19 protein-coding genes and 3 tRNA genes are annotated in these 21,805 nt (G+C 35.4%); 8 read left to right on the top strand and 14 right to left on the bottom strand.

Features of this window, described 5'->3' with window-relative positions:
* Positions 1 to 42 precede the first annotated feature (42 nt).
* Positions 43 to 663 carry a porin family protein gene (locus GS03_RS09830; protein ID WP_136152369.1) on the top strand — a complete coding sequence of 207 codons (621 nt, stop codon included), beginning with the start codon at positions 43 to 45 and terminating at the stop codon, positions 661 to 663.
* Positions 664 to 708: 45 nt separating this feature from the next.
* On the opposite strand, the gene GS03_RS09825 is transcribed toward GS03_RS09830, so the two are convergent.
* The 12 genes from GS03_RS09825 to GS03_RS09770 form a co-directional block, all read right to left on the bottom strand.
* Positions 709 to 2,097: an alpha-amylase family glycosyl hydrolase gene (locus tag GS03_RS09825; protein ID WP_136152368.1), complete on the bottom strand. Its 1,389-nt coding sequence runs from the start codon at positions 2,095 to 2,097 to the stop codon at positions 709 to 711.
* 55 nt (positions 2,098 to 2,152) lie between these two features.
* Positions 2,153 to 2,914, bottom strand: coding sequence for a C40 family peptidase (locus GS03_RS09820; protein WP_136152367.1), 762 nt, complete (start codon positions 2,912 to 2,914; stop codon positions 2,153 to 2,155).
* An 87-nt stretch (positions 2,915 to 3,001) separates the two neighbouring features.
* Positions 3,002 to 4,180 carry an acetyl-CoA C-acyltransferase gene (locus tag GS03_RS09815; protein WP_136152366.1) on the bottom strand — a complete coding sequence of 393 codons (1,179 nt, stop codon included), beginning with the start codon at positions 4,178 to 4,180 and terminating at the stop codon, positions 3,002 to 3,004.
* A gap of 102 nt (positions 4,181 to 4,282) precedes the next feature.
* Positions 4,283 to 4,356 (bottom strand) — tRNA-Arg (locus GS03_RS09810).
* A gap of 33 nt (positions 4,357 to 4,389) precedes the next feature.
* Positions 4,390 to 4,464: transfer RNA gene (locus GS03_RS09805), tRNA-Pro, on the bottom strand.
* 12 nt (positions 4,465 to 4,476) lie between these two features.
* Positions 4,477 to 4,563 (bottom strand) — tRNA-Ser (locus GS03_RS09800).
* A gap of 236 nt (positions 4,564 to 4,799) precedes the next feature.
* A complete protein-coding gene (locus GS03_RS09795; protein ID WP_136152365.1) occupies positions 4,800 to 5,303 on the bottom strand; it encodes a YybH family protein in 504 nt (167 codons plus the stop codon).
* Positions 5,304 to 5,443: 140 nt separating this feature from the next.
* Complete coding sequence (gene lpdA / locus GS03_RS09790; protein WP_136152364.1) at positions 5,444 to 6,832, bottom strand: dihydrolipoyl dehydrogenase; 1,389 nt, start codon at positions 6,830 to 6,832, stop codon at positions 5,444 to 5,446.
* 77 nt (positions 6,833 to 6,909) lie between these two features.
* A complete protein-coding gene (locus tag GS03_RS09785) occupies positions 6,910 to 7,569 on the bottom strand; it encodes a DUF2238 domain-containing protein (protein WP_136152363.1) in 660 nt (219 codons plus the stop codon).
* Positions 7,570 to 7,597: 28 nt separating this feature from the next.
* Positions 7,598 to 9,358, bottom strand: coding sequence for an ABC transporter ATP-binding protein (locus tag GS03_RS09780; RefSeq protein ID WP_136152362.1), 1,761 nt, complete (start codon positions 9,356 to 9,358; stop codon positions 7,598 to 7,600).
* A 41-nt stretch (positions 9,359 to 9,399) separates the two neighbouring features.
* The gene (gene truA, locus GS03_RS09775) at positions 9,400 to 10,137 is read right to left on the bottom strand and encodes a tRNA pseudouridine(38-40) synthase TruA (RefSeq protein ID WP_136152361.1); all 738 of its coding nucleotides are present in this window, start codon (positions 10,135 to 10,137) and stop codon (positions 9,400 to 9,402) included.
* Between the two features lie 66 nt (positions 10,138 to 10,203).
* Positions 10,204 to 10,878, bottom strand: coding sequence for a TMEM175 family protein (locus GS03_RS09770; protein ID WP_136152360.1), 675 nt, complete (start codon positions 10,876 to 10,878; stop codon positions 10,204 to 10,206).
* 155 nt (positions 10,879 to 11,033) lie between these two features.
* On the opposite strand from GS03_RS09770, the gene GS03_RS09765 reads away from it, so the two are divergent.
* Complete coding sequence (locus GS03_RS09765) at positions 11,034 to 11,528, top strand: metallophosphoesterase family protein (RefSeq protein WP_136152359.1); 495 nt, start codon at positions 11,034 to 11,036, stop codon at positions 11,526 to 11,528.
* A 58-nt stretch (positions 11,529 to 11,586) separates the two neighbouring features.
* Here GS03_RS09765 and GS03_RS09760 read toward each other — a convergent pair whose 3' ends face one another.
* Positions 11,587 to 11,994 (bottom strand): DUF4293 family protein, encoded by a 408-nt coding sequence (locus GS03_RS09760; protein ID WP_136152358.1) that lies wholly within the window; start codon positions 11,992 to 11,994, stop codon positions 11,587 to 11,589.
* 188 nt (positions 11,995 to 12,182) lie between these two features.
* On the opposite strand from GS03_RS09760, the gene rho reads away from it, so the two are divergent.
* The 3 genes from rho (at position 12,183) to GS03_RS09745 (ending at position 16,734) form a co-directional block, all read left to right on the top strand.
* On the top strand, positions 12,183 to 13,931 hold the full coding sequence (gene rho / locus GS03_RS09755) for a transcription termination factor Rho (protein WP_136152357.1): 1,749 nt from the start codon (positions 12,183 to 12,185) through the stop codon (positions 13,929 to 13,931).
* Positions 13,932 to 14,107: 176 nt separating this feature from the next.
* The gene (dnaK, locus tag GS03_RS09750) at positions 14,108 to 15,994 is read left to right on the top strand and encodes a molecular chaperone DnaK (protein WP_136152356.1); all 1,887 of its coding nucleotides are present in this window, start codon (positions 14,108 to 14,110) and stop codon (positions 15,992 to 15,994) included.
* Between the two features lie 170 nt (positions 15,995 to 16,164).
* Positions 16,165 to 16,734, top strand: coding sequence for a hypothetical protein (locus GS03_RS09745; protein WP_136152355.1), 570 nt, complete (start codon positions 16,165 to 16,167; stop codon positions 16,732 to 16,734).
* Positions 16,735 to 16,760: 26 nt separating this feature from the next.
* Here the strand turns inward: GS03_RS09745 and GS03_RS09740 are convergent, their stop codons facing one another.
* Positions 16,761 to 18,830, bottom strand: a complete 2,070-nt coding sequence (locus GS03_RS09740; RefSeq protein ID WP_136152354.1) for an LTA synthase family protein — start codon at positions 18,828 to 18,830, stop codon at positions 16,761 to 16,763.
* A gap of 149 nt (positions 18,831 to 18,979) precedes the next feature.
* Between GS03_RS09740 and GS03_RS09735 the strand changes: the two genes are divergently transcribed.
* From GS03_RS09735 to GS03_RS09725, 3 genes are all read left to right on the top strand, one after another.
* The gene (locus GS03_RS09735) at positions 18,980 to 19,645 is read left to right on the top strand and encodes a response regulator transcription factor (RefSeq protein ID WP_136152353.1); all 666 of its coding nucleotides are present in this window, start codon (positions 18,980 to 18,982) and stop codon (positions 19,643 to 19,645) included.
* Positions 19,646 to 19,650: 5 nt separating this feature from the next.
* The gene (locus tag GS03_RS09730) at positions 19,651 to 21,033 is read left to right on the top strand and encodes a sensor histidine kinase (protein WP_136152352.1); all 1,383 of its coding nucleotides are present in this window, start codon (positions 19,651 to 19,653) and stop codon (positions 21,031 to 21,033) included.
* A 107-nt stretch (positions 21,034 to 21,140) separates the two neighbouring features.
* The gene (locus GS03_RS09725; RefSeq protein WP_136152351.1) at positions 21,141 to 21,623 is read left to right on the top strand and encodes a hypothetical protein; all 483 of its coding nucleotides are present in this window, start codon (positions 21,141 to 21,143) and stop codon (positions 21,621 to 21,623) included.
* Positions 21,624 to 21,805 lie beyond the last annotated feature (182 nt).

Raw genomic sequence — 21,805 nt, 5'->3', positions numbered from 1 at the left:
GTTGAGAAATAGCGTATTTTTGAATAAACAAAATTCAGTGTCATGAAAAAAACCATTTTAGTTGCACTTATAGCATTCGGAATATCATCGAACCTTTCTGCTCAAAAGAAAGGCGATGTAGAATTTGGGGTTAATATTGGATTTAATAGTTCATCTGTTTCTGATAGCCAGTATTCATATGATTCAAGTACGGGATTGAATCTCGGAGGTTCTCTTGATTATTACTTTTCCAGTGATTGGAGTTTAAAAGTAAAAATGATATATGATCAAAAAGGTTGGGATAACGATGTAATTCTGAACCTTGATGATGGACAAGAATATCCAACAGATTATAATTTAGATTATCTGACCATTCCTGTAATGGCCAATTGGCATTTTGGAAATAAGAGAGAATGGTATTTGAATTTTGGACCTTACTTTGGATTTCTTATGAGTGCAAAAGACACCCAATTTGATTCTGATGTAAAAAAGTTTTTCAACGAAAATGATTTTGGTTTAGCTGCCGGAATAGGAGTTAAACTTCCTATTTCAAATAAACTTAAATTCTTCGCTGAAATAGAAGGACAGGGTGGTTTTACAGATATTAATAATGTACCAGGTTATCCATCACTGACTAACGGTCGTACGAGTTTGAATGTTGGTTTAAACTTTTTATTAAAATAATATTATAAAAAAGACCGTCTCGTTTTTGAAACGAGACGGTCTTTTTTATTTCACTAAAACTAAATATTCCCAAGGTTTCATCTCAAAAACATCATCGCCTTTAAGTGTGATTTTTTCTCCCGAAAATAATTCGGTGTATTCTCCTTTTTGATGTGCGGAATTTAATTTTACGGTTACCGGTTTATCGCTGTAATTGATAATTGGAATAACCTTGTCATTGTTTTTTGTTCGTGAAAAAGAAACTACCTGTTCCATTTTATCACTATAAATGCGAACCATAACGCCACCTTCTTTGCCATTCCATAACGCTTTATTTTTATGTTTCAGATCAAAGAGTTTTTTGAATAATCCTTCGTAAGGCATTTTACTCCAATCGATTAAGTCCTTATCAAAAAATTTCAATGAACGGTTTAGCCCGGCTTCCTGACCGCCATAAACCAATGGCATTCCATTGACAGTTCCGCACAAAACCATTGAAGCTTTTAATCCTTCACCAAAATTATAATCCATATTGTGATTCCAGGAATTCATGTCGTGATTATCGGTGAAAAGCATTCGGTAACCATCACGCGGAAACGTGCTGACATCATGCGCCATATATTCAACCAAACCAGCCATGCTTTTTTTATCGCGGGTTACAGCAACCATTTTGTCAAAGAATGTCCACGAATACGTCATATCGAAAGCTTTTATGTGTAAGTCACGTGATTCCCATTCGGCCAACATAAAGACTGGTTTTACCGCATCCATTTCGGCTCTTGCATTGTCCCAGAAATCGGTTGGCAGAAATCCTGCCGTATCGCAACGGTAACCATCAATATCACATTCCTTTACCCAATACACCAATGCTTCGGTCATGTATTTTCGGATTCCGGGTTTGTCATAATCAAAATCAATTACGTCATCCCAATCATACCAAGGTGTTGGCTGAAAATTGCCTTCTTCGGTTTTGGTATACCAGTCGGGATGATCTTTAGCCAATTGATTATCCCAAGAGGAATGATTAGCCACCCAATCTATAATCACATACATTCCCATGCTATGGATTTTATCTACCAATGACTCAAAATCTTCTTTGGTTCCAAACTCTGGATTGATGCCATAATAATCTTTAACAGAATATTCGCTACCCAATGTTCCTTTTCTTTTTTCAACTCCAATTGGATGAATCGGCATTAACCAAATGATATCAATACCCATTGCCTTTATTCTTGGCAAATGTGATTCGAATGCTTTGAATGTTCCTTCGGGAGTGAACTGTCGAATGTTTGCCTCATAAATAGTAGCATTTTTACTCCATTCGGGATGCTTTAATTCAACGAATTCTTTGGGTTGGTATCTTGAATCATCTGATGATTTTTCATCACTTTTTTTAAGACAGCCCGATACTATTATGAGGATAAATAGCAATACGGTTTTTGAAAAATGTTTCATTTGGAAGGGTTTAGAATTCTAAATTTAAACAAAAAAACCGAAACAATGTTTCGGTTTAAATGATTTTCTTGATGACACGCAAACGGTGTGTGTGTCTGTTTTGTTCTGCATTGTAAATCCCTAAGTGGTCCAAACGGTCAATCCTGACTTTTCCACTGGCGTGAATGATATAATTATTATCCATGATGATACCAACGTGGATTATCTTTCCTTCTTCATTGTCAAAGAAAGCCAAATCTCCGGCTTCACTTTCTTCAATAAAACTCAACGCATCGCCTTGAGTAGATTGTTGCGAAGCATCTCTCAGCAGATGATAGCCATTCAGTTTGTAAACCATTTGCGTAAAGCCTGAACAATCTATACCAAATGGTGTCTTACCGCCCCACAAATAAGGAGCATTCAAATACATATAAGCTGTGGCAATCAAATCTGATTTTGGCTTGACACCACTGGTTCTCATGCCTTCAAATTCAAAATTTTCAATATTGATTTCGCCGTGATGCAAAAATGATAAAGAAGAACCCAAAGGAATTGGCAACAATATATTTGATGGATTTGAGACATATTCAACCAAATCAGAGTTCAATATTATAGCATCTTTTGATAAACTTTTGAAACTCTTTTCAGTTATAGTTTGGTATTGTTTAGAATCGACCCAACCTTCATAATCATCATACTGCAACTTAATTTTTGACCATTGATTTTGTGTCTCCAAAATTTCGAAATGCTCACCAAACAAGACTTGAGAAACGATTTCGCTTCTGTCGCTTGGCTCGGCTCGTAAAGGAATTATAGCAAGATTACAAATGGCAAACATTAAGATAATTATGAATTATAAGTTATGAGTTATGAGTTGAGAATTACGGTTAACTTATAACTCATAATTCATCACTCATAACTATTTTTAAGCTCTTTCAATAACAATTGCCGAAGCACCGCCGCCGCCATTACAAATAGCTGCGGCACCGATTTTGGCATTATTTTGTTCTAAAACATTAATTAAGGTTACAATGATTCTGGCTCCGGAACATCCAAGAGGATGACCTAGAGAAACCGCGCCACCATTTACATTTACTTTGTCATTGTCTAGACCTAAGATTTTGGCATTTGCTAAACCAACTACAGAAAAAGCTTCGTTGAATTCAAAAAAGTCTACATCAGAAATTGAAATTCCGGCTTTGTCCAAAGCTTTTGGTAACGCTTTTGCAGGCGAAGTCGTAAACCATTTTGGTTCCTGTTCAGCATCAGCGTATGATTTGATATAAGCCAAAGGTTTTAATCCTAAAGCGTTTGCTTTCTCTTCACTCATTAATACTAAAGCTGCCGCACCATCATTGATAGTAGAAGCATTGGCAGCGGTAACAGTTCCATCTTTGGTAAACACAGCATTTAACGCAGGAATTTTATCCAATTTTACATTGGTGTATTCTTCATCTTTAGCAAAAACAATCGGCTCTCCACGACGTTGCGGAATTTCTACAGGAACAACTTCATTATTGAATTTTCCGGCTTCCCAAGCATTAGCTGAACGCTCGTAGGATTGAATAGCGAAAGCATCTTGCTCTTCACGAGTAATTTTATATTCGGTTGCACATAAATCGGCAGAAACTCCCATTGCGTTTCCATCATAAGCATCAGTCAAACCGTCTTTCTGCATTCCGTCAACCATCGTTGTTGGGCCAAATTTCACACCATTTCTTAAATGAACATAATGTGGAATTAAACTCATGTTTTCCATTCCACCGGCAACTACAATTTCGGCATCACCAGCCATAATAGCTTGAGCGCCTTGCATTACGGCTTTCATTCCGGAAGCACATACTTTATTGACAGTTGTACACGGAACGTTATCTGGTAAACCAGCAAATTTAGCTGCCTGACGGGCTGGTGCCTGACCAACTCCGGCCTGGACTACATTACCCATCAAAACTTCATTTACTAAGTTTGGATCTAAATTGATTTTATTTAATGCACCTTTGATTGCGGCTGCACCTAATTGGGTAGCTGTAACAGTTGATAACGAACCCATAAAACTTCCGATAGGTGTTCTGACTGCTGAAACGATGACTACTTTTTTACTCATAATTAGTTGTTGTTTGTTTGTAATGCAAAACTAATCTTTTATTGCAAATTATGGAATGCTTTTTAAACAAAAAAACCATTGATTTCTCAATGGTTTATCTTGTGATCCCAGAAGGATTCGAACCTTCGACCTACTGCTTAGAAGGCAGTTGCTCTATCCAGCTGAGCTATGGAACCAAAACAATTTTTTGTACAAAAACGGTTAAAAAGTCGGGGTGGCAGGATTCGAACCTGCGGCCTCCTGCTCCCAAAGCAGGCGCGATAACCGGGCTACGCTACACCCCGAAAATTAAAAAGCGGAGAGTAAGGGATTCGAACCCTTGGTACAGTTTCCCATACGCATGTTTAGCAAACATGTCCTTTCGGCCACTCAGGCAACTCTCCAGATTTTCAATAATGCTCAAAGAACTTAACTTTTTTGCGGTTGCAAATGTAACTTTTCATTCTATAAATCACAACTATTTCATTTCTTTTTTTAATCATTAAAATAAATATTTTTTAAAAAGCTTCACTTTCAACATACTAGATATATAATATTTTATTGGACAACCTATTTGTTTAATTAAAAAGCCACCAAAGAATATTTTTTTGATGGCTTTGCAACTTAATAATTGTTACTTTTATTTCCCTTCAGGCATTGCCGGCATATTAGAATTAAAACAATCACGGTAGAGTTTCCACTTTCCGTCTTCCATTTTATAGACTTCAAGTGATTTTCCTTCATCAAGTACTTTACCGTCCTTGTCGGAGACTGTCCAGGCATTTTCAGCTGTTAAATTGTTTTCATTACCCCAAAGGTCAACAAGACTCAATTTTATTTTTGTAGTATCACCTTTAAACCACATGCCAAAAGTTTTTTGAATGGCTGGTCTTCCTTCAACAGCCTTACCATTTGGATTCATGAATTTGCCATCAGTGGCATAACAATTTGCAAGAGCAACTGAATCTTTGGCGTTGTACGCTTTTTCAAATTCTGCGTAACCAGCTTCCACTGAAGTCTTAGCCGCAGCTAAATCAAAAGCAGGTTTTGCTTCTTCAACAGGAGCTTCTTCTGCTTTTTTACAACTCATGCTTACTAAGATTAGGGACAGGCAAACGATTTTAAATAATTGAATTTTTTTCATAAATAATAGATTTATTGATTAGTTTTTTTGACTATTAAATTTATTAAAATATTGATTATCAAATAAAATTGGGAAGAAATACTTGTTAACAAAAAATCCCACTCTTTCGAATGGGATTCTTAACTATTTAGGATTTGATATTACAAGTGAATCACTTCTCCATAAGCATCAGCAACCGCTTCCATAACGGCTTCACTCATCGTTGGGTGTGGGTGAATTGCTTTTAGGATTTCGTGTCCTGTAGTTTCCAATTTACGCGCTACAACTGCTTCTGCAATCATATCGGTAACTCCGGCACCAATCATGTGACAACCTAACCATTCGCCATATTTGGCATCAAAAATTACTTTTACAAAACCATCCGGAGTTCCGGCAGCTTTAGCTTTTCCTGAAGCAGAGAATGGGAATTTACCAATCTTCAATTCGTATCCTTTTTCTTTGGCTTGTTTTTCGGTTAAACCAACAGAAGCAATTTCAGGAGTAGCATAAGTACAACCCGGAACATTTCCATAATCGATTGGTTCAACGTGTAAACCTTTGATTTTCTCAACACAATTGATTCCTTCTGCTGAAGCAACGTGAGCCAAAGCCTGACCTGGTGTTACATCACCAATAGCATAATAGCCCGGGACATTGGTTTGAGAATAAGCATTTACCAAAATTTTATCTTTATCTGTTGCAATGCCAACTTCTTCTAAACCGATGTTTTCGATATTGGTTTTGATTCCAACTGCCGAAAGTAAAATATCAGCTTCAAGGATTTCTTCTCCTTTAGCGGTTTTTACAAAAGCTTTTACACCTTTTCCTGAAGTGTCGATTTTTTCTACAGTAGAATTCGTCATCACGGTTATTCCCGATTTTTTCATCGAACGCTCAAATTGCTTTGAGATATCTTCATCTTCCACAGGAACGACATTTGGCATAAACTCAACAACGGTAACTTCTGTTCCCATTGCATTATAAAAATGAGCAAATTCAACTCCGATAGCACCAGAACCCACAACAATCATTTTCTTTGGTTGTGATGGTAATGTCATCGCCTGACGGTAACCAATTACTTTTACACCATCTTGTGGCAGGTTTGGTAATTCACGTGAACGTGCACCAGTTGCGATGATAATATGGTCAGCTGAATATTCGGTAACTTTTCCATCGGCTGCAGTAACATCAACTTTCTTTCCCGGTTTTATTTTTCCAAAACCATCAATAACGTCGATTTTATTTTTTTTCATTAAGAATTGAACACCTTTGCTCATTCCGTCGGCAACGTCTCTTGAACGTTTTACCACCGCTGAGAAATCTTTGTCAAATTCCTTAATTGTTAATCCATAATCAGAAGCATGTTTTAGGTAATCAAAAACCTGTGCCGATTTTAAAAGCGCTTTTGTTGGAATACAACCCCAATTAAGGCAGATTCCACCAAGGTTTTCTTTTTCGATTACGGCTACTTTAAAGCCTAATTGTGATGCACGAATAGCAGTAACATAACCGCCAGGACCACTTCCTAAAACAATAATATCGTATTTCATATGTAAAATTTCTTTGATTATTAGAGACTGCGAATTTAAGGATTTATTTTAAAATAAAAGTAGAAGTTGAAACCACTTTATAATATGCTTTGTTTTTCAGTTACGTTCCAAATCTTTTTAACAACACTCACTATAGTTGTGGCGATTATAGCTCCCAGAAATGCCAGAAAAATATCTTTTTGAGCATCCCAAACATCGCCTTGGGTTCCAAGATAGGCATCGCCTTGCGCCTTAAAGAAGACATCGGCAACAGCCCATTCTATCAGTTCATAAAATCCGCTGATGGAAAGTGTAATTTCTATTGGTAATGTCCATGCTACCCAACTTGGAAATTTCAGCCATTTCAAAAACATCTCGCGCATCGGATAGGCTAACAGAAATCCGAAACTAAAATGGACTATCCGATCGTAATGATTGCGGGACATATCAAATGCATCTTTAAGCCAATAACCAAAAGGATTTTCGGCATAAGTATATTTTGAACCATAAACATGCAGACACAAATAAATACAAATCAGCAGATAACTCAAATCGCTGAATATAAATTTTTTATAGGTCAAAGCAAGAAACCCTAAAAAGATAAAAACCAGGGTGTTTTCTAAAATCCAATTGGCGGTATCGGTATTTCCAACATAGGAATTTATCCAGTTTATCAGAAAAAAAGCGATAAAGGCTTTCTGCCAAATATTATTTTTTAAAGGAATTCGTTCTTCAGAAATTGCTATGGTAAATGCCATTGTAAATTGATTTATTGTTGCAGGCAAATTAGGAATTGTTTTCTAAAGAAAACTGCGAGTCGTATAATTTTTTATAATAACCTTCCGATTTGGTTACCAATTCCTGATGTGTTCCTTCTTCTACAATTTGGCCTTTGTCCATTACAATAATTTTATCAGCATTGATAATTGTGGCCAATCGATGGGCAATAACGATAGATGTTCTGCCTTTGGTAATGGTTTCTGTAGCTCTTTGAATTAATTCTTCGCTATACGTATCAATAGAAGAAGTAGCTTCGTCCAAAATCAAAATACTCGGATTACTCACATATGCCCGAAGAAAAGCGATGAGTTGACGCTGTCCTGAAGATAACATTACACCGCGTTCTTTTACGTCGTAATCATAACCGCCGGGCAGACTTTTAATGAATTTATGAACACCAATTTCCTTAGCAGCATTAATGACTGTTTCGCGTGTAATTTCAGGATTGTTCAGCGTGATATTATTGTGAATCGTATCGGCAAAAAGAAACACATCCTGTAAAACAATGGCGATTTGTTGGCGAAGACTTTCAAGTTTGAAATCGTTTATGTTTTGGTCATCAATATAAATCGAGCCCGAATTTATTTCGTAAAAACGATTTAAAAGGTTAATGATTGTCGATTTTCCTGCGCCGGTAGCACCAACAATAGCAATAGTTTCGCCGGCATTTACTTTTAGGTTTATACCTTTTAGCACTTCTTCATTGTCAATATAACTAAAACGAACATTTTCAAAACGAATGTTTCCATGAAAATGAGTAGCCGTTTTTGTTCCGTCATTCTGAACATCGTCATTGGTATCCAAAATATCAAATACACGATTGGCCGCAATCATTCCCATTTGCATTTCGTTGAATTTATCCGCAATCTGACGTAACGGATTAAACAGCATCCCGATGAACATCGTATAGGAAATCATTTGACCTAAGGTAGTAAATGGATTTTCATCAATAATCTGCAAACCACCATATAAGATTACAGCTCCTAAAGTTATCGATGAAATAATATCGGCAATAGGGAAGAAGATGGAGTTATAAAGAATGTTTTTTATCCAGGCCTGATTATGCTTCTGATTAATTTCTTTGAACTTTTCAAATTCAATGTCTTCTCTGTTGAAGAGTTGCACGATTTTCATTCCGGTAACACGTTCCTGCACAAAGACATTCATATTGTTAATCTGCGTTCTCACTTCTTCAAAAGCAAGCTGCATTTTGCGTTGGAAAATTCGTGTGATATAAACCAGAATTGGCATGGCGACGACAACTATCATTGATAATTGCCAGTTCATCCAAAACATTACGACCAGGCAGACAATCATTTTCAATAAATCACTAAAAATCATAAACAATCCCTGACTAAAGATACGTGCTATTTGCTCAATGTCAGATACAGAGCGTGTTACCAACATCCCGACAGGTGAATTATCAAAATACTTCATTCGGAAAGTCAGTATGTGTTTGAATAATTTAATCCGGATGTCTTTGATGATGTTTTGTCCAAGCAAGTTGGCCCAATATACAAAGTAAAACTGCGATAATGTTTCCAGCAATAGCGCAAATCCCATAATGATAACATAAGTCAGAAGTCCCGATTTGCTTGCTGTTTTTATATAATCATCAACAGTAATTTCTAATAAGAATGGTCTTAAAGCGGCAAATAACGCTAATGAAAAAGCAAAGAAAATAACACCATAATACCTGAATTTATAAGGCTTAGTGTATTTTAAAATTCGTTTAAATAAATTGGTGTCGAATGCTTTTGCTTGCATAGTCATTGCGAGGAACGAAGCAATCTGTTCCTATATTAATGTTATTTGAAATATTCGTATTCAATTTTGGTTAAATATAATCCGTGTGCCGGTACAGAAAATCCGGCTTGACTGCGGTCTTTGCTATCAATTATCTTTTCAAAATCGGCTAAACTTATTTTTCCTGTTCCGATGTTTATCATAGTTCCCACAATGGCGCGAACCATATTTCGCAAAAACCGATCAGCCGAAATGGTAAAAACCAGTTTGTTTCCGTTTTGGTTCCAGTTAGCTTCAAAAATCACACAGTTGAATGTATGGACATCCGTATTCACTTTTGAAAAACATTCGAAATCGTTGTGTTTGAAAAGAATTTGACATGCTTCATTCATTTTATCAACATCCAATGACAATTGAAACTGATAACTTCCATCATTTTCAAAAACATCTTTTATCGTGTGGATGTGATATTCATAAGTACGTTTCGTCGCGTCAAATCGTGCATGCGCTTCGTCGGGAACTTTTAGAATATTAAAAACAGCAATGTCTTTTGGTAAAAAAGAATTGAGTTTGTGAACCAATTGTGCTGTGTCAATTTCGCTTTCGAAATCAAAATGAGCAAACATTTGTTTGGCATGAACTCCGGTATCAGTTCTTCCGGCTCCAACAATATCAATATCGGTTTTCAGCAATAGCGATAAGGCTTTGTTGAGTGTTTCCTGTACAGAATCAGCATCAGGTTGATACTGCCAACCATGGTAATTAGTTCCTTTATAAGCTAGTTCGATAAAATATCTCAATGTAAAAGTTCAAGAGTTTTAAAGCGTCAAAGTTACAAAGATTTTATGTTGAGAAAAGGTTAAAGTTTATTCGGTTGCAGGTTTCTTTTTCCGTGTCATTATTTTGAATACAATAGGAAATGCCATCATCCAAAGCATTGATAGATTTTTTAATTCCGGTTGTGGAATAAGAAGATAAGTAACCATAATTAAAACAGCTGCTGTTGAAAAACCAACGACAGCAATTTTTCTTTTACGCAATTCTGTTTTGTGTTCGCTCATATCTGTATTTATTCGGATAGAAGAATTGTTGACAATATAATTATACAAAATATACTGAGCAATAATGCAGAATAAAATCATAAACAAATACATGAAAAACGGAATCATTTGCCCTTTGGCTCTTGTTATTAATGTGGCGCTAAACGGAAACAAACCAATAAAAAACAGCAACAGCATATTACGAATAACCAATCCTTTATCGTAATCTTTGAGCAGACTGAACATTTTTAAATGCTGATACCAAATTGAACCAATGAAAACAAAACTAACAATATAAGCAAGTAAGGTTGGTAAAAGATGAACCAGTGATTTTGCGAGAGTTTCAGTGTTTAATTCAATGTCTTCCGAGATTTTAATTTCTATTGCCATCAGCGTAATGACAATTGCAAAAACGGCATCGCTGAATAATATCATTCGTTCTAATTGGAATTCTTTTTTTATTTCATCACGAGTAATTTCTTCTTGTTCTTGTTGTTTCATGCTGATTTTAATGTGATTAGTTTTCCAAATATAGAAACTTTTGGTCAATTTAAGTATTTATGAAGGTGCTAAGGTTCTAAGGTTCTGAGAAACCCAGTTATTATCTCAATCAAAATCTTAGTAACTTAGCACCTTAGCAACTCAGTCACTTAAAAATGAAAAAAATCCTTTTACTTTCAGACACTCATAGTCATATTGATGATGCTATTTTAAAGTATGTTCGTCAGGCGGATGAAGTTTGGCATGCCGGTGATATTGGTGATTTGACTGTAACGGATACACTAAAATCATTGAAACCATTGCGTGCAGTTTACGGTAATATTGATGATGACAAGGCGCGAATGGAATTCCCGTTGCACAATCGTTTTCTTTGTGAAGATGTCGATGTTTGGATTACGCACATTGGCGGTTATCCAGGGAAATACAATCAAAGCATTCGGACAGAAATTCAAAATAATCCGCCCAAGCTTTTTATTTGTGGTCATTCACATATATTAAAAGTACAGTTTGATAAAAGTCTAAATCTTTTGCATATGAATCCCGGAGCTTGTGGCATTTATGGTTTTCATCAGGTGCGAACGATGTTGCGGTTTGAAATAGATGGCGATAAGATTCAGAACTTAGAGATAATAGAATTAGGTAAAAAATAAAAAACCCGAACCATAAGATTCGGGTTTTTCGCAGCACTAAAAAACTAAGTTTATAGGTTTATCGCAGTCGATCCACAGATTTTACAAGATCTTCGTCCTTTTTTATGGCTTTGTTGGCCAAAACCAAAATTACGATAGAAAAAATAGGTAGGAACATCCCAACACCCTTCTCAGAAATAGCTGTTTCTCCAGATGCAGTTAGTGTTCGATACACAAATAATCCTAATAAAATTAAATTCAATATTATATTCAATCTGCCCATGACAAATTGTTGTTGTCTTTTTTTATGTGATAAAATGCTTAATAAAGATAGTGTTGTGCTTAATCCAAATAAGGTAACATAACCCATATCCATCATGAAATAGAAAGGTTTTCCGGATGCAACTGTCCACAATGGAAACACAAACGGTAAAACTCCGGTTACAATCAAGCAGGCAATCAAATAATATGTTTGTATTCTAAACATTTGTTTTTTCAATAATGTGATGCAAAAATAAAATTTCTTTTTAAAAAAATACTATTGCATGATAAAATATTATTTGTATTATTGCATAACATATCCGCAAGAACTTCATCAATCGGATTATTCTAAGCATTAAAATCTACCCTCATTTTTTACATTCCATTTTAACGATTACGATATAAATACTATTTATGTTTAACATTTCTGCCCTAAAAGAAATGAAGCTTGCTGAGCTTCAGGAAATTGCCAAATTAGCTAAAACAATTAAAGTAGCCGGTGCCAAAAAAGATACGCTTATTGCGCAAATTTTGGAACACCAAAACAGTGCTGTTGCCCAAGAAGAACCAAAAGTCGCAGTAGAGAAACCTGCTGATAATAAAACCAAACGAGCTCGTATTTCACCCGAATCAAAGAAAGCAACTGATGCCATTCAAAGTGATTTGTTTACCGAAGAAGCTGCTTCTGAAAAACCAGCTTTTGAAAACAAAAACTCAAAGTTTAAGAAACCGCTTTTTAAAAAGAATAATACAGAACAAATAGCTTCAGAAGAGCAATCAACGGAAAACGATTTAGAAGTTATAGACACGAGCCTTAGCGAACAGGCGCAGCAAAAACCAACTGTTGTAGTCGATAGTGAACAAACAGAGCAAACGGAAGCCAATCCAAATCAAAACAATGATGGTAATCAGGCTCAAAAGCCAAAGCATCATAACCCACACGAGCGTAAGCGAACTGACGAAGTAAACCAAAACGGGAATAACGGTAACAACAATCCAAATTTTAAAGGTAAAAAACACAATAATTTCAGAGATTCTGATTTTGAATTCGATGGAATTATAGAAAGTGAAGGCGTACTCGAAATGATGCCTGATGGCTATGGTTTCCTGCGTTCTTCGGATTATAACTATTTGGCTTCGCCGGATGATATTTATCTTTCGACTTCACAAATCAGATTGTTTGGTTTAAAAACCGGAGATACTGTTAAAGGTGTGGTGCGACCTCCAAAAGAAGGCGAGAAGTTCTTCCCATTAGTAAAAGTTTTAAAAATAAACGGACATGATCCGCAAGTAGTTCGTGATAGAGTTTCATTCGAACATTTGACACCAATATTCCCACAGGAAAAATTCAACATAGCTGAAAAACAAGCAAGCGTTTCGACAAGAGTAATTGATTTGTTTTCGCCTATAGGAAAAGGACAACGTGGAATGATAGTGGCACAGCCAAAAACCGGTAAAACAATGTTGTTGAAAGACATTGCAAATGCCATTGCTGCTAATCATCCTGAAGTTTATTTGATAGTATTACTTATAGATGAGCGTCCTGAAGAGGTTACTGATATGCAGCGAAGCGTTCGTGGTGAAGTTATTGCGTCTACTTTCGATAGAGAACCTTCAGAGCACGTTAAAATTGCCAATATCGTTCTTGAAAAATCAAAACGTTTGGTTGAATGTGGTCACGATGTAGTGATACTGTTAGATTCTATTACGCGTTTGGCAAGAGCATATAATACGGTACAACCGGCATCAGGAAAAGTACTTTCGGGTGGAGTTGATGCCAATGCACTGCAAAAACCAAAACGTTTCTTTGGTGCGGCACGTAATGTTGAAAATGGTGGTTCGTTGAGTATCATCGCAACAGCATTAACCGAAACAGGTTCTAAAATGGACGAGGTTATCTTTGAAGAATTTAAAGGAACCGGTAATATGGAATTGCAATTGGACAGAAAAATTGCCAACCGCAGAATTTTCCCTGCTATCGATTTGACATCTTCAAGTACGCGTCGCGACGATTTATTACTAGATCCAAACACATTGAAACGTATGTGGATATTGCGTAAGTTCCTTGCCGATATGAATCCGGTGGAATCGATGGATACAATTAATGATAAGATTAAGAAAACCCGAAACAATGAGGAATTCCTCATCTCGATGAATGACTAATATAAATTGAATCCCAACTTAACGGTTGGGATTTTTTTATGCCAAATGTCATCTTGTCATACATTTTTTTAATAAACTGACAATTTATTCTCATTTGCTGCTTGGCACAATACTTGACTTTTGAGAAACAAGTTTTAAAAATTAAACAGACAAACTAAAATATAAATTAAAAAAAAATGGGAAAAATAATTGGAATTGACTTAGGGACAACGAACTCTTGCGTTTCTGTAATGGAAGGACAAGAAGCAGTAGTAATCCCTAATTCAGAAGGAAAAAGAACAACACCATCCATCATCGCATTCGTTGAAGGTGGTGAGATTAAGGTAGGTGACCCTGCCAAAAGACAAGCGGTAACGAATCCAACAAAGACGGTTGGTTCTATTAAGCGTTTTGTTGGACATACCTTTAGTGAAGTTACTGACGAAGCTAAAAAAGTGCCTTACAAAGTGGTAAAAGGCGACAACAATACACCACGTGTTGATATTGATGGTCGTTTGTACACAGCACAGGAATTGTCAGCTATGACACTTCAAAAAATGAAAAAAACGGCAGAAGACTATTTGGGTCAAACCGTTACCGAAGCAGTTATCACTGTTCCGGCATATTTTAATGATGCACAACGTCAGGCTACAAAAGAAGCAGGTGAAATTGCGGGTCTTAAAGTTATGAGAATCATCAATGAGCCAACTGCTGCGGCATTAGCTTACGGTTTGGACAAAAAAGGTAAAGACCAAAAAATTGCAGTATACGATTTAGGTGGTGGTACTTTTGATATCTCTATCCTTGAATTAGGTGACGGAGTTTTCGAAGTATTGTCTACTAATGGTGATACACACTTAGGTGGAGATGATTTTGACCAAACTATCATCGATTGGTTGGCAGACGAATTCAAAGCGGAAGAAGGAATTGATTTGCGTTTAGATCCAATGTCATTACAAAGAATTAAAGAAGCTGCTGAAAAAGCGAAAATCGAATTGTCATCTTCTGCAGAAACAGAAATCAATTTGCCATACGTAACAGCTACGGCTTCAGGACCAAAGCACCTAGTGAAAAAATTAACAAGAGCTAAATTTGAACAATTATCAGATTCTTTAGTAAAACGTTCAATGGAACCAGTTGCTAAAGCGTTGAAAGATGCTGGTTTATCTACTTCAGATATTGACGAAGTAATTTTAGTTGGTGGTTCTACAAGAATGCCAAGAATTGCTGACGAAGTAGAGAAGTTCTTTGGTAAAAAAGCATCAAAAGGAGTAAATCCTGATGAAGTTGTAGCGATTGGAGCTGCTATTCAAGGGGGTGTATTATCAGGAGATGTAAAAGATGTATTGTTACTTGACGTTACACCTTTATCATTAGGTATCGAAACTATGGGTAATGTGATGACTAAATTAATCGAGTCAAACACTACTATTCCAACCAAAAAATCACAAGTATTCTCTACAGCTGCAGATAACCAACCAAGTGTTGAAATCCACGTGTTGCAAGGAGAAAGAACTATGGCTGCAGATAACAAAACAATCGGTCGTTTCCACTTAGATGGAATTCCACCAGCACCAAGAGGAGTTCCTCAAATTGAAGTAACTTTTGATATTGATGCTAATGGTATCATCAAAGTTTCGGCTACTGATAAAGGAACAGGAAAATCTCATGACATCCGTATCGAAGCTTCATCTGGTTTGACCGCTGAAGAAATCGAAAGAATGAAAAAAGATGCTGAGATGAATGCTGATGCAGACAGAATTGCAAAAGAAAGAGCTGAAAAATTAAACGAAGCTGACAGTATGATTTTCCAAACAGAAAGTCAATTGAAAGAAATCGGAGAAAAATTAGCTGACGATCATAAAGTAGCTATCGAATTAGCTTTAACAGAATTGAGATTGGCACACCAAAACCAAGATTTGGAAGCTATCCAAAAAGGTCTTGACAATGTAAATGCAGCTTGGAAAACAGCTACAGAAGCAATGTATGCTCAAGGTGAAGCTGGTCAGGCGCAAGACGCTCAACCACAAGCTGACACTCAAGGCGATAATACACAAGATGTAGAATTCGAAGAAGTAAAGTAAGCAGAGAACCAATTTTGTATAACAAAATTGTGTGAATCGCTTATTCCGAGCTTGACTCGCAATCCATAACAAAAAACCGTTCCAAGTATTTGGGACGGTTTTTTTATTTAACATTTACCGAATAGATTATTTTGTAACTTAGCTATCCATTTTAACCTATTATTTTTACTATGAAAAAAGTCATTTTGTTTGTTTGTGTTGCCGTATTGAGTGTCAATGGTTTCAGCCAAAAGAAGAAATCAACAACAGCCTCTGCTTTACCTAAAGTCGACAATCTGCAAGTTGAAATTAAAAAAGGCAATTTTCAGGTTACAATTAGTGAAAAAGGAAAAACCGATGATGCGTTGGTTGTAAAAGCTGTTGATGCTTCTTTCGCTCCAACCAATTGCAAATTGAGTTCATTTACAGCTAGTGGCGTAAAATTATATTTGCTTTCCTGGACAGAACTTAGCCAGATTAAATCGGTAAAGAAAACAGAAGATAGAACCACAATCTATTCTGTGATTTATGAAATAACTTCCAAAAAGCAGGTGTATTCCAATTACCAATTAACGAATCATATTACCGAGATTGTTTCTTTGGGTGGCACAGCCGCTACCGAAACGCAGGAAAAAATGAGAAGGGAAGGTTTTGAATTTGTATTGAATCCGGATGGTTCTATAATTCAGAAAAATAAAACCCAACAGTCAGCTTTTGTTTACGACAAAGACAAAATGGTATTTGTTCCTAAAAAGAAATAACTAATACATTCATCAATCACAACAAATCATTTTTGATACTTCTTATTTTTCAGTAAATAAGCAGAGGTCTGATAGAAACCGATGGCTTCGTAAACCAATTCCTGATGGATTTTTTTTAATGGTTCTTCTTTATAATTCAATTGAAATTCAGGTTTCAATTCTGGGTTAGTTTCCACTTTCAAAGCAAATTGTTTTACTTTTTTAACTGGAGAAATGACTGTCAACATATTTTCTTCCACCAAACCTAAATCCTGATATGTAGCTATAAAAGCTCTTTGATCGAAGTCTTCTTTGAATACATCCTGTCCGTAAAATTTACTTTTATAGTTAAAATGTAATAGGCCGAATACTGTTGGCATCACATCAATTTGCGACATTAATTTGTTGAATTGTTGTGGTTCTACGAAGCCTGGGGAATAAATAAAAGCCGGAATACGGTATTTCTCCAATGGCAATTCTGTTTTTCCTGAACTTGACGCACAATGATCAGCCAAAATCACAAATACCGTATTCTTAAACCACTCTTGCTTTTCCGCCATTGCAAAAAACTGACGCAACGCATAATCAGTATACTTCACGCCACCATCTCTTGATTTTGCTTTTCCGGATATATCGATTTTCCCTTCAGGATAAGTAAACGGTCTGTGGTTGCTAACCGTCATAATGTGATTAAAAAACGGCTTATGCTGTTGGGCTTCCTGATTCATTACTTTGATGGCTTTGCGATACATATCTTCGTCGCATACGCCCCAAATGTTAGCAAAAGTAATTTCTTCAGGTGTGAAGGATTTTTTGTCTACAATATCATAACCATTTCCACCAAAAAAATCTCCCATATTGTCAAAAAAGGCATCGCCACCATACATGTATTTTACCTGATATCCCTTTTGTCTAAAAATACTTCCGGTAGAAAACTTATTTTTATTATCCTTCTTTTTCACCACACTTTCAGCTGGACTTGGAGGCAGACAAAGCGTCACGGCTTCAAGTCCACGGACAGTTCTGTTTCCTACGGCATATATGTTAGTAAACTGCAAACTTTGAGTAGCTAAGGAATCCAGAAATGGCGTAAGGTTCTTTTTGTTGCCATAAGCTTTCATAAAATCAGCGCTAAAACTTTCAACAGTTATCAATACTACATTTTTGTGCATTTCAGAAGCACTTGGTTTGGAAGGTGCAGGAAGTTCTTTTTTATACACTGCAAATGCTTCTGCATCGGGAAGTGTTTTATAGAATTTATCATACTCCAATTCATTATTCATAAACGCCACATAGAATTTATACAAACCATCAGCCTGCAACTCATTGGTAAAGACATTTGTTGACATTTGCTGATTTGCAAAAAACGGAATCATCAATAAAGAGATTATAAACAGAACTACATACGTGCCCAATCCTTTAATTTTATCCGCAAATGAAGGAAGATTGTAAAGAAAAGGCTTTGTCTGTTTTACGATAAAATAAGTAAACAAAGAGGTTATCAACCCAACGCCAATAAACAACGGAATTACAGGGTACGATTCCATAATGTTGCCAATTACCGTATTTGTATAGACCAAATAATCAACGGCAATGAAGTTATAGCGTACGCCGAACTCGTTCCAAAAGAAAAACTCACTGATGGCATTTTGAACAATTACCAGGACAAAAATAAAAATGGCAATGCTGTACAAAACCATTCGAATTTGTTTTCGATACTTGGGTAAAAACAATAATAGTCCAAAGAAAAAGGTTTTAAGTGCGATGAAACTAATTCCAATTTCAGGTAGTGAACCGCCATATTCATTGAGAATCGTATTAAAAAAAGAAACGTATATCAGCAGTGAAAGTAAACATGCAAAAATAATATAACCCCAAGGTTTCTCGTATTTTGAATTAGACAAAAACAGTAAATACAACCATAAAAAAGCACTGGCTACTATAAATACAAACAGATCTGAAAGCAAGCCAAATGAGAATATCTTGATGATTTCAAAAACTCCGAAAGTCGATTGCGTAATAGGGTGGAAGAGCAATACAATTCTAAGAATTACATTAACAACAAGGAAAAATATGAGTAAGTTGATGAAAGGTGAATGTTTTTTAAAAAAGCTCATACAAGGTTATTATTTTGTTAGGTTAAAGTAGTAACAGTTAATAATCTATTTACCCTATAAATTAATTTTTACTTAAATACAGATTCTATACATGGGTTATCCGACAATTAAGTTTTAAATTTACTTTTTGAAAAAATTCAGCAATACACATGAAGCATATTTTAATAGTAGAAGACGAAGAAGGAATTGTTCAATTCTTAAAGCAAGGATTAGAAGAAGAAAACTATCAGGTTTCTGCAGCTAATAATGGTTTAGATGGTTTTAAACTTTTTCAAAATCAGAAGTTTGACTTAGTGCTTTTGGATTGGATGCTTCCTCAAATGACAGGATTACAGGTTTGCCAAAAAATCAGAGAAACCAATTCAAAAATCCCAATTATATTTCTAACAGCCAAAGATACTGTACAGGAAACAGTGGAAGGTTTGAAAACAGGAGCAAACGATTACATCAAAAAACCATTTAGTTTTGATGAATTAGTAGAACGCATCAAAGTGCAATTGCGTGACAAAGCAGAACAGGAAACGCTTACGCTTGGTCCAATTGAAATTAACATACAAAAACATTCAGTGACTGTTAACAAATGTGATGTCACTCTAACCCATAAAGAATTTGACTTGCTTTGCTATTTGGTAAAAAACAAGGGGAATGTTTGTTCCAGAACGCAAATTATTCAGGATGTTTGGGGAATTCATTTTGATTATGATACCGGAGTTATAGATGTTTTTATGAATGCCATTCGGAAAAAACTCAATCTAAAAGTCGACGAAGATTATATTAAAACCATTCGCGGTGTGGGTTTCATCGCTAACGATTAACTAAAATGCAACAACTTTCTTTTAAAAACAGAATAGCTTCCAATTATATAATTACCACCGCATTATTGATTTTTGTGGTGTTCTTTGTCATTTATTCTATAGTACGATTTAGCGTTTATGTCAAAGTAAACAATGATATTAAAATTGAAGTTGCAAAACATTTAAAAGAAATTGAAGTCAAAGAAAATTGTGTGCTTCTGATCAGAGAAAAGCAATGGAAGAAAATACAGTTTAATAAAGTCGATATCAGTCCTGCATTCATACAATTTGTAGATGATTTGGGCGCATTAGTTGATAAATCACCAAATCTTAAGCAGAAAAAACTAAACTATTATCCCGAAGCTATCAACAATGTTTTGTTTGATGCCAGATTAGAAAATACTTCAGTTAGACAAATACAAGTTCCTTTATATCAGAACACTAAAATTATTGGCTATATGATTATTGCCATGTCGTTGGAAGATTCAGCGATGGTGTTACACAATCTTTTTATTATATTATTGGTTGCCTATCCTCTGATTCTTTTGGTGCTGTTTCTTATCGCCCGATTTATTGCCGGAAGAAGTATCAAGCCTATTAGTGCTATTATTCAAACGTCAAATATTATCACTAAAGACAATTTGAAATCCAGAATTCCTTTGCCAATCAACAAAGACGAATTGCATTTGCTTTCAAATACAATCAACAATTTATTAGACAGAGTTGAAAACGCCATAGAACGTGAAAAACAATTCACTTCAGATGCTTCTCACGAACTCCGAACGCCTTTAGCAGTTATCAAAGGAACATTAGAAGTATTGATAAGAAAACCACGTAATCCCGAAGAGTATAAAGAGAAAATTGATTTTTGTATTAGCGAAGTAAACCGTTTGAATCATTTGGTTGACGAGTTGCTTTTATTGGCCCGATTCGAAAATCAAAGGCAATCTTTAAAAATAGAAAAAGTCTCATTAAACGCTATATTCCTAGATATTGTTTCCAGAAATTCTACGATTATAAATGAAAAGAAACTAAGCTGTGTGCCATTATTCACAAAGGATTTTTATGTTGAAACCGATTCGTATTTGTTTTCACTTATTGTCAATAATATTTTGACCAATGCTGTGAAATACTCCAAAACCGGTAACGTAATAAACTTTGATATTAAAGAAACAACCGATGCTGTAGTTTTCACCATTTCCGATAGTGGAATTGGAATTGCAACAGAAGATTTGGAAAAAATATTCGATCAGTTCTATCGTTCAAAATCTAACGAACATCCTGAAATTAAAGGAACCGGACTTGGATTGTCAATAGTAAAAAGATTGTGTTTACTACTTCAAATTGATTTAGAAATCAAAAGCAAAGAGAATGTTGGCACCAGTGTGAGTCTGAGTTTTCCAAAGTAATTGCGACTAACATATTGATTCTAAATAAGTAAATATGATAATAATCATTTAAAATCTTATTTTAAAATTATAATTTCGACTTAATTATAAATCAAAAAAGTAAAAATATGAATGATGCGCATTTACATTTAGTAGTTAACCATTTTCCAATTATCGGGACGATTTTTGGAGTGGGAATTTTAATTGCAGGCAGGCTTTTAAAAAACAATGCAATTAAAAATGTTTCCTATGTTATATTTATCGTTGCTGCAATTTTTGCATTTATAAGTATGTCTACTGGAGAAGGAGCAGAAGAATTAGTTGAAGACATGCCTGCTATTGGTAAACAAATTATCCACGAACATGAAGAAGTTGCCAATAATTTGGCTTATGTCTTATATACTTTAGCGATACTTTCATTACTTGGATTGTATACGAATATCAAGAATCACCGCAAAGCAGATTTATTTTCCTTTTTGATTTTTATCGTTTCTCTTCTCGCTGTTTTTTTTGCGCAACATGTCGGAACTTCCGGAGGCGAAATTCGCCATACCGAAATTAGAAATAATACTCCGCAAACCCAAAGCAACGAAACAGAAGATGACGACTAAAAATAGTTTGCATCAAACAAAGACCTAATTGCCAACGACAGTTAGGTTTTTTTATGCTTTTTTCTTAAAATTTTTGCTTTAAAAATCCAATTCTATAAGAACACTTCCATTCTACTAAAATATCCATATATTTTAGAAAAGGCTTTGTTATAAAAATGCAAAAAGGTATTTTTACGTTTGTA

Source organism: Flavobacterium sangjuense, from assembly GCF_004797125.1.
GTDB classification, from domain to species: Bacteria; Bacteroidota; Bacteroidia; order Flavobacteriales; family Flavobacteriaceae; genus Flavobacterium; species Flavobacterium sangjuense.
The sequence above is the reverse complement of the archived record's forward strand: the minus strand, read 5'-3'. Positions and strand labels throughout refer to the sequence as shown.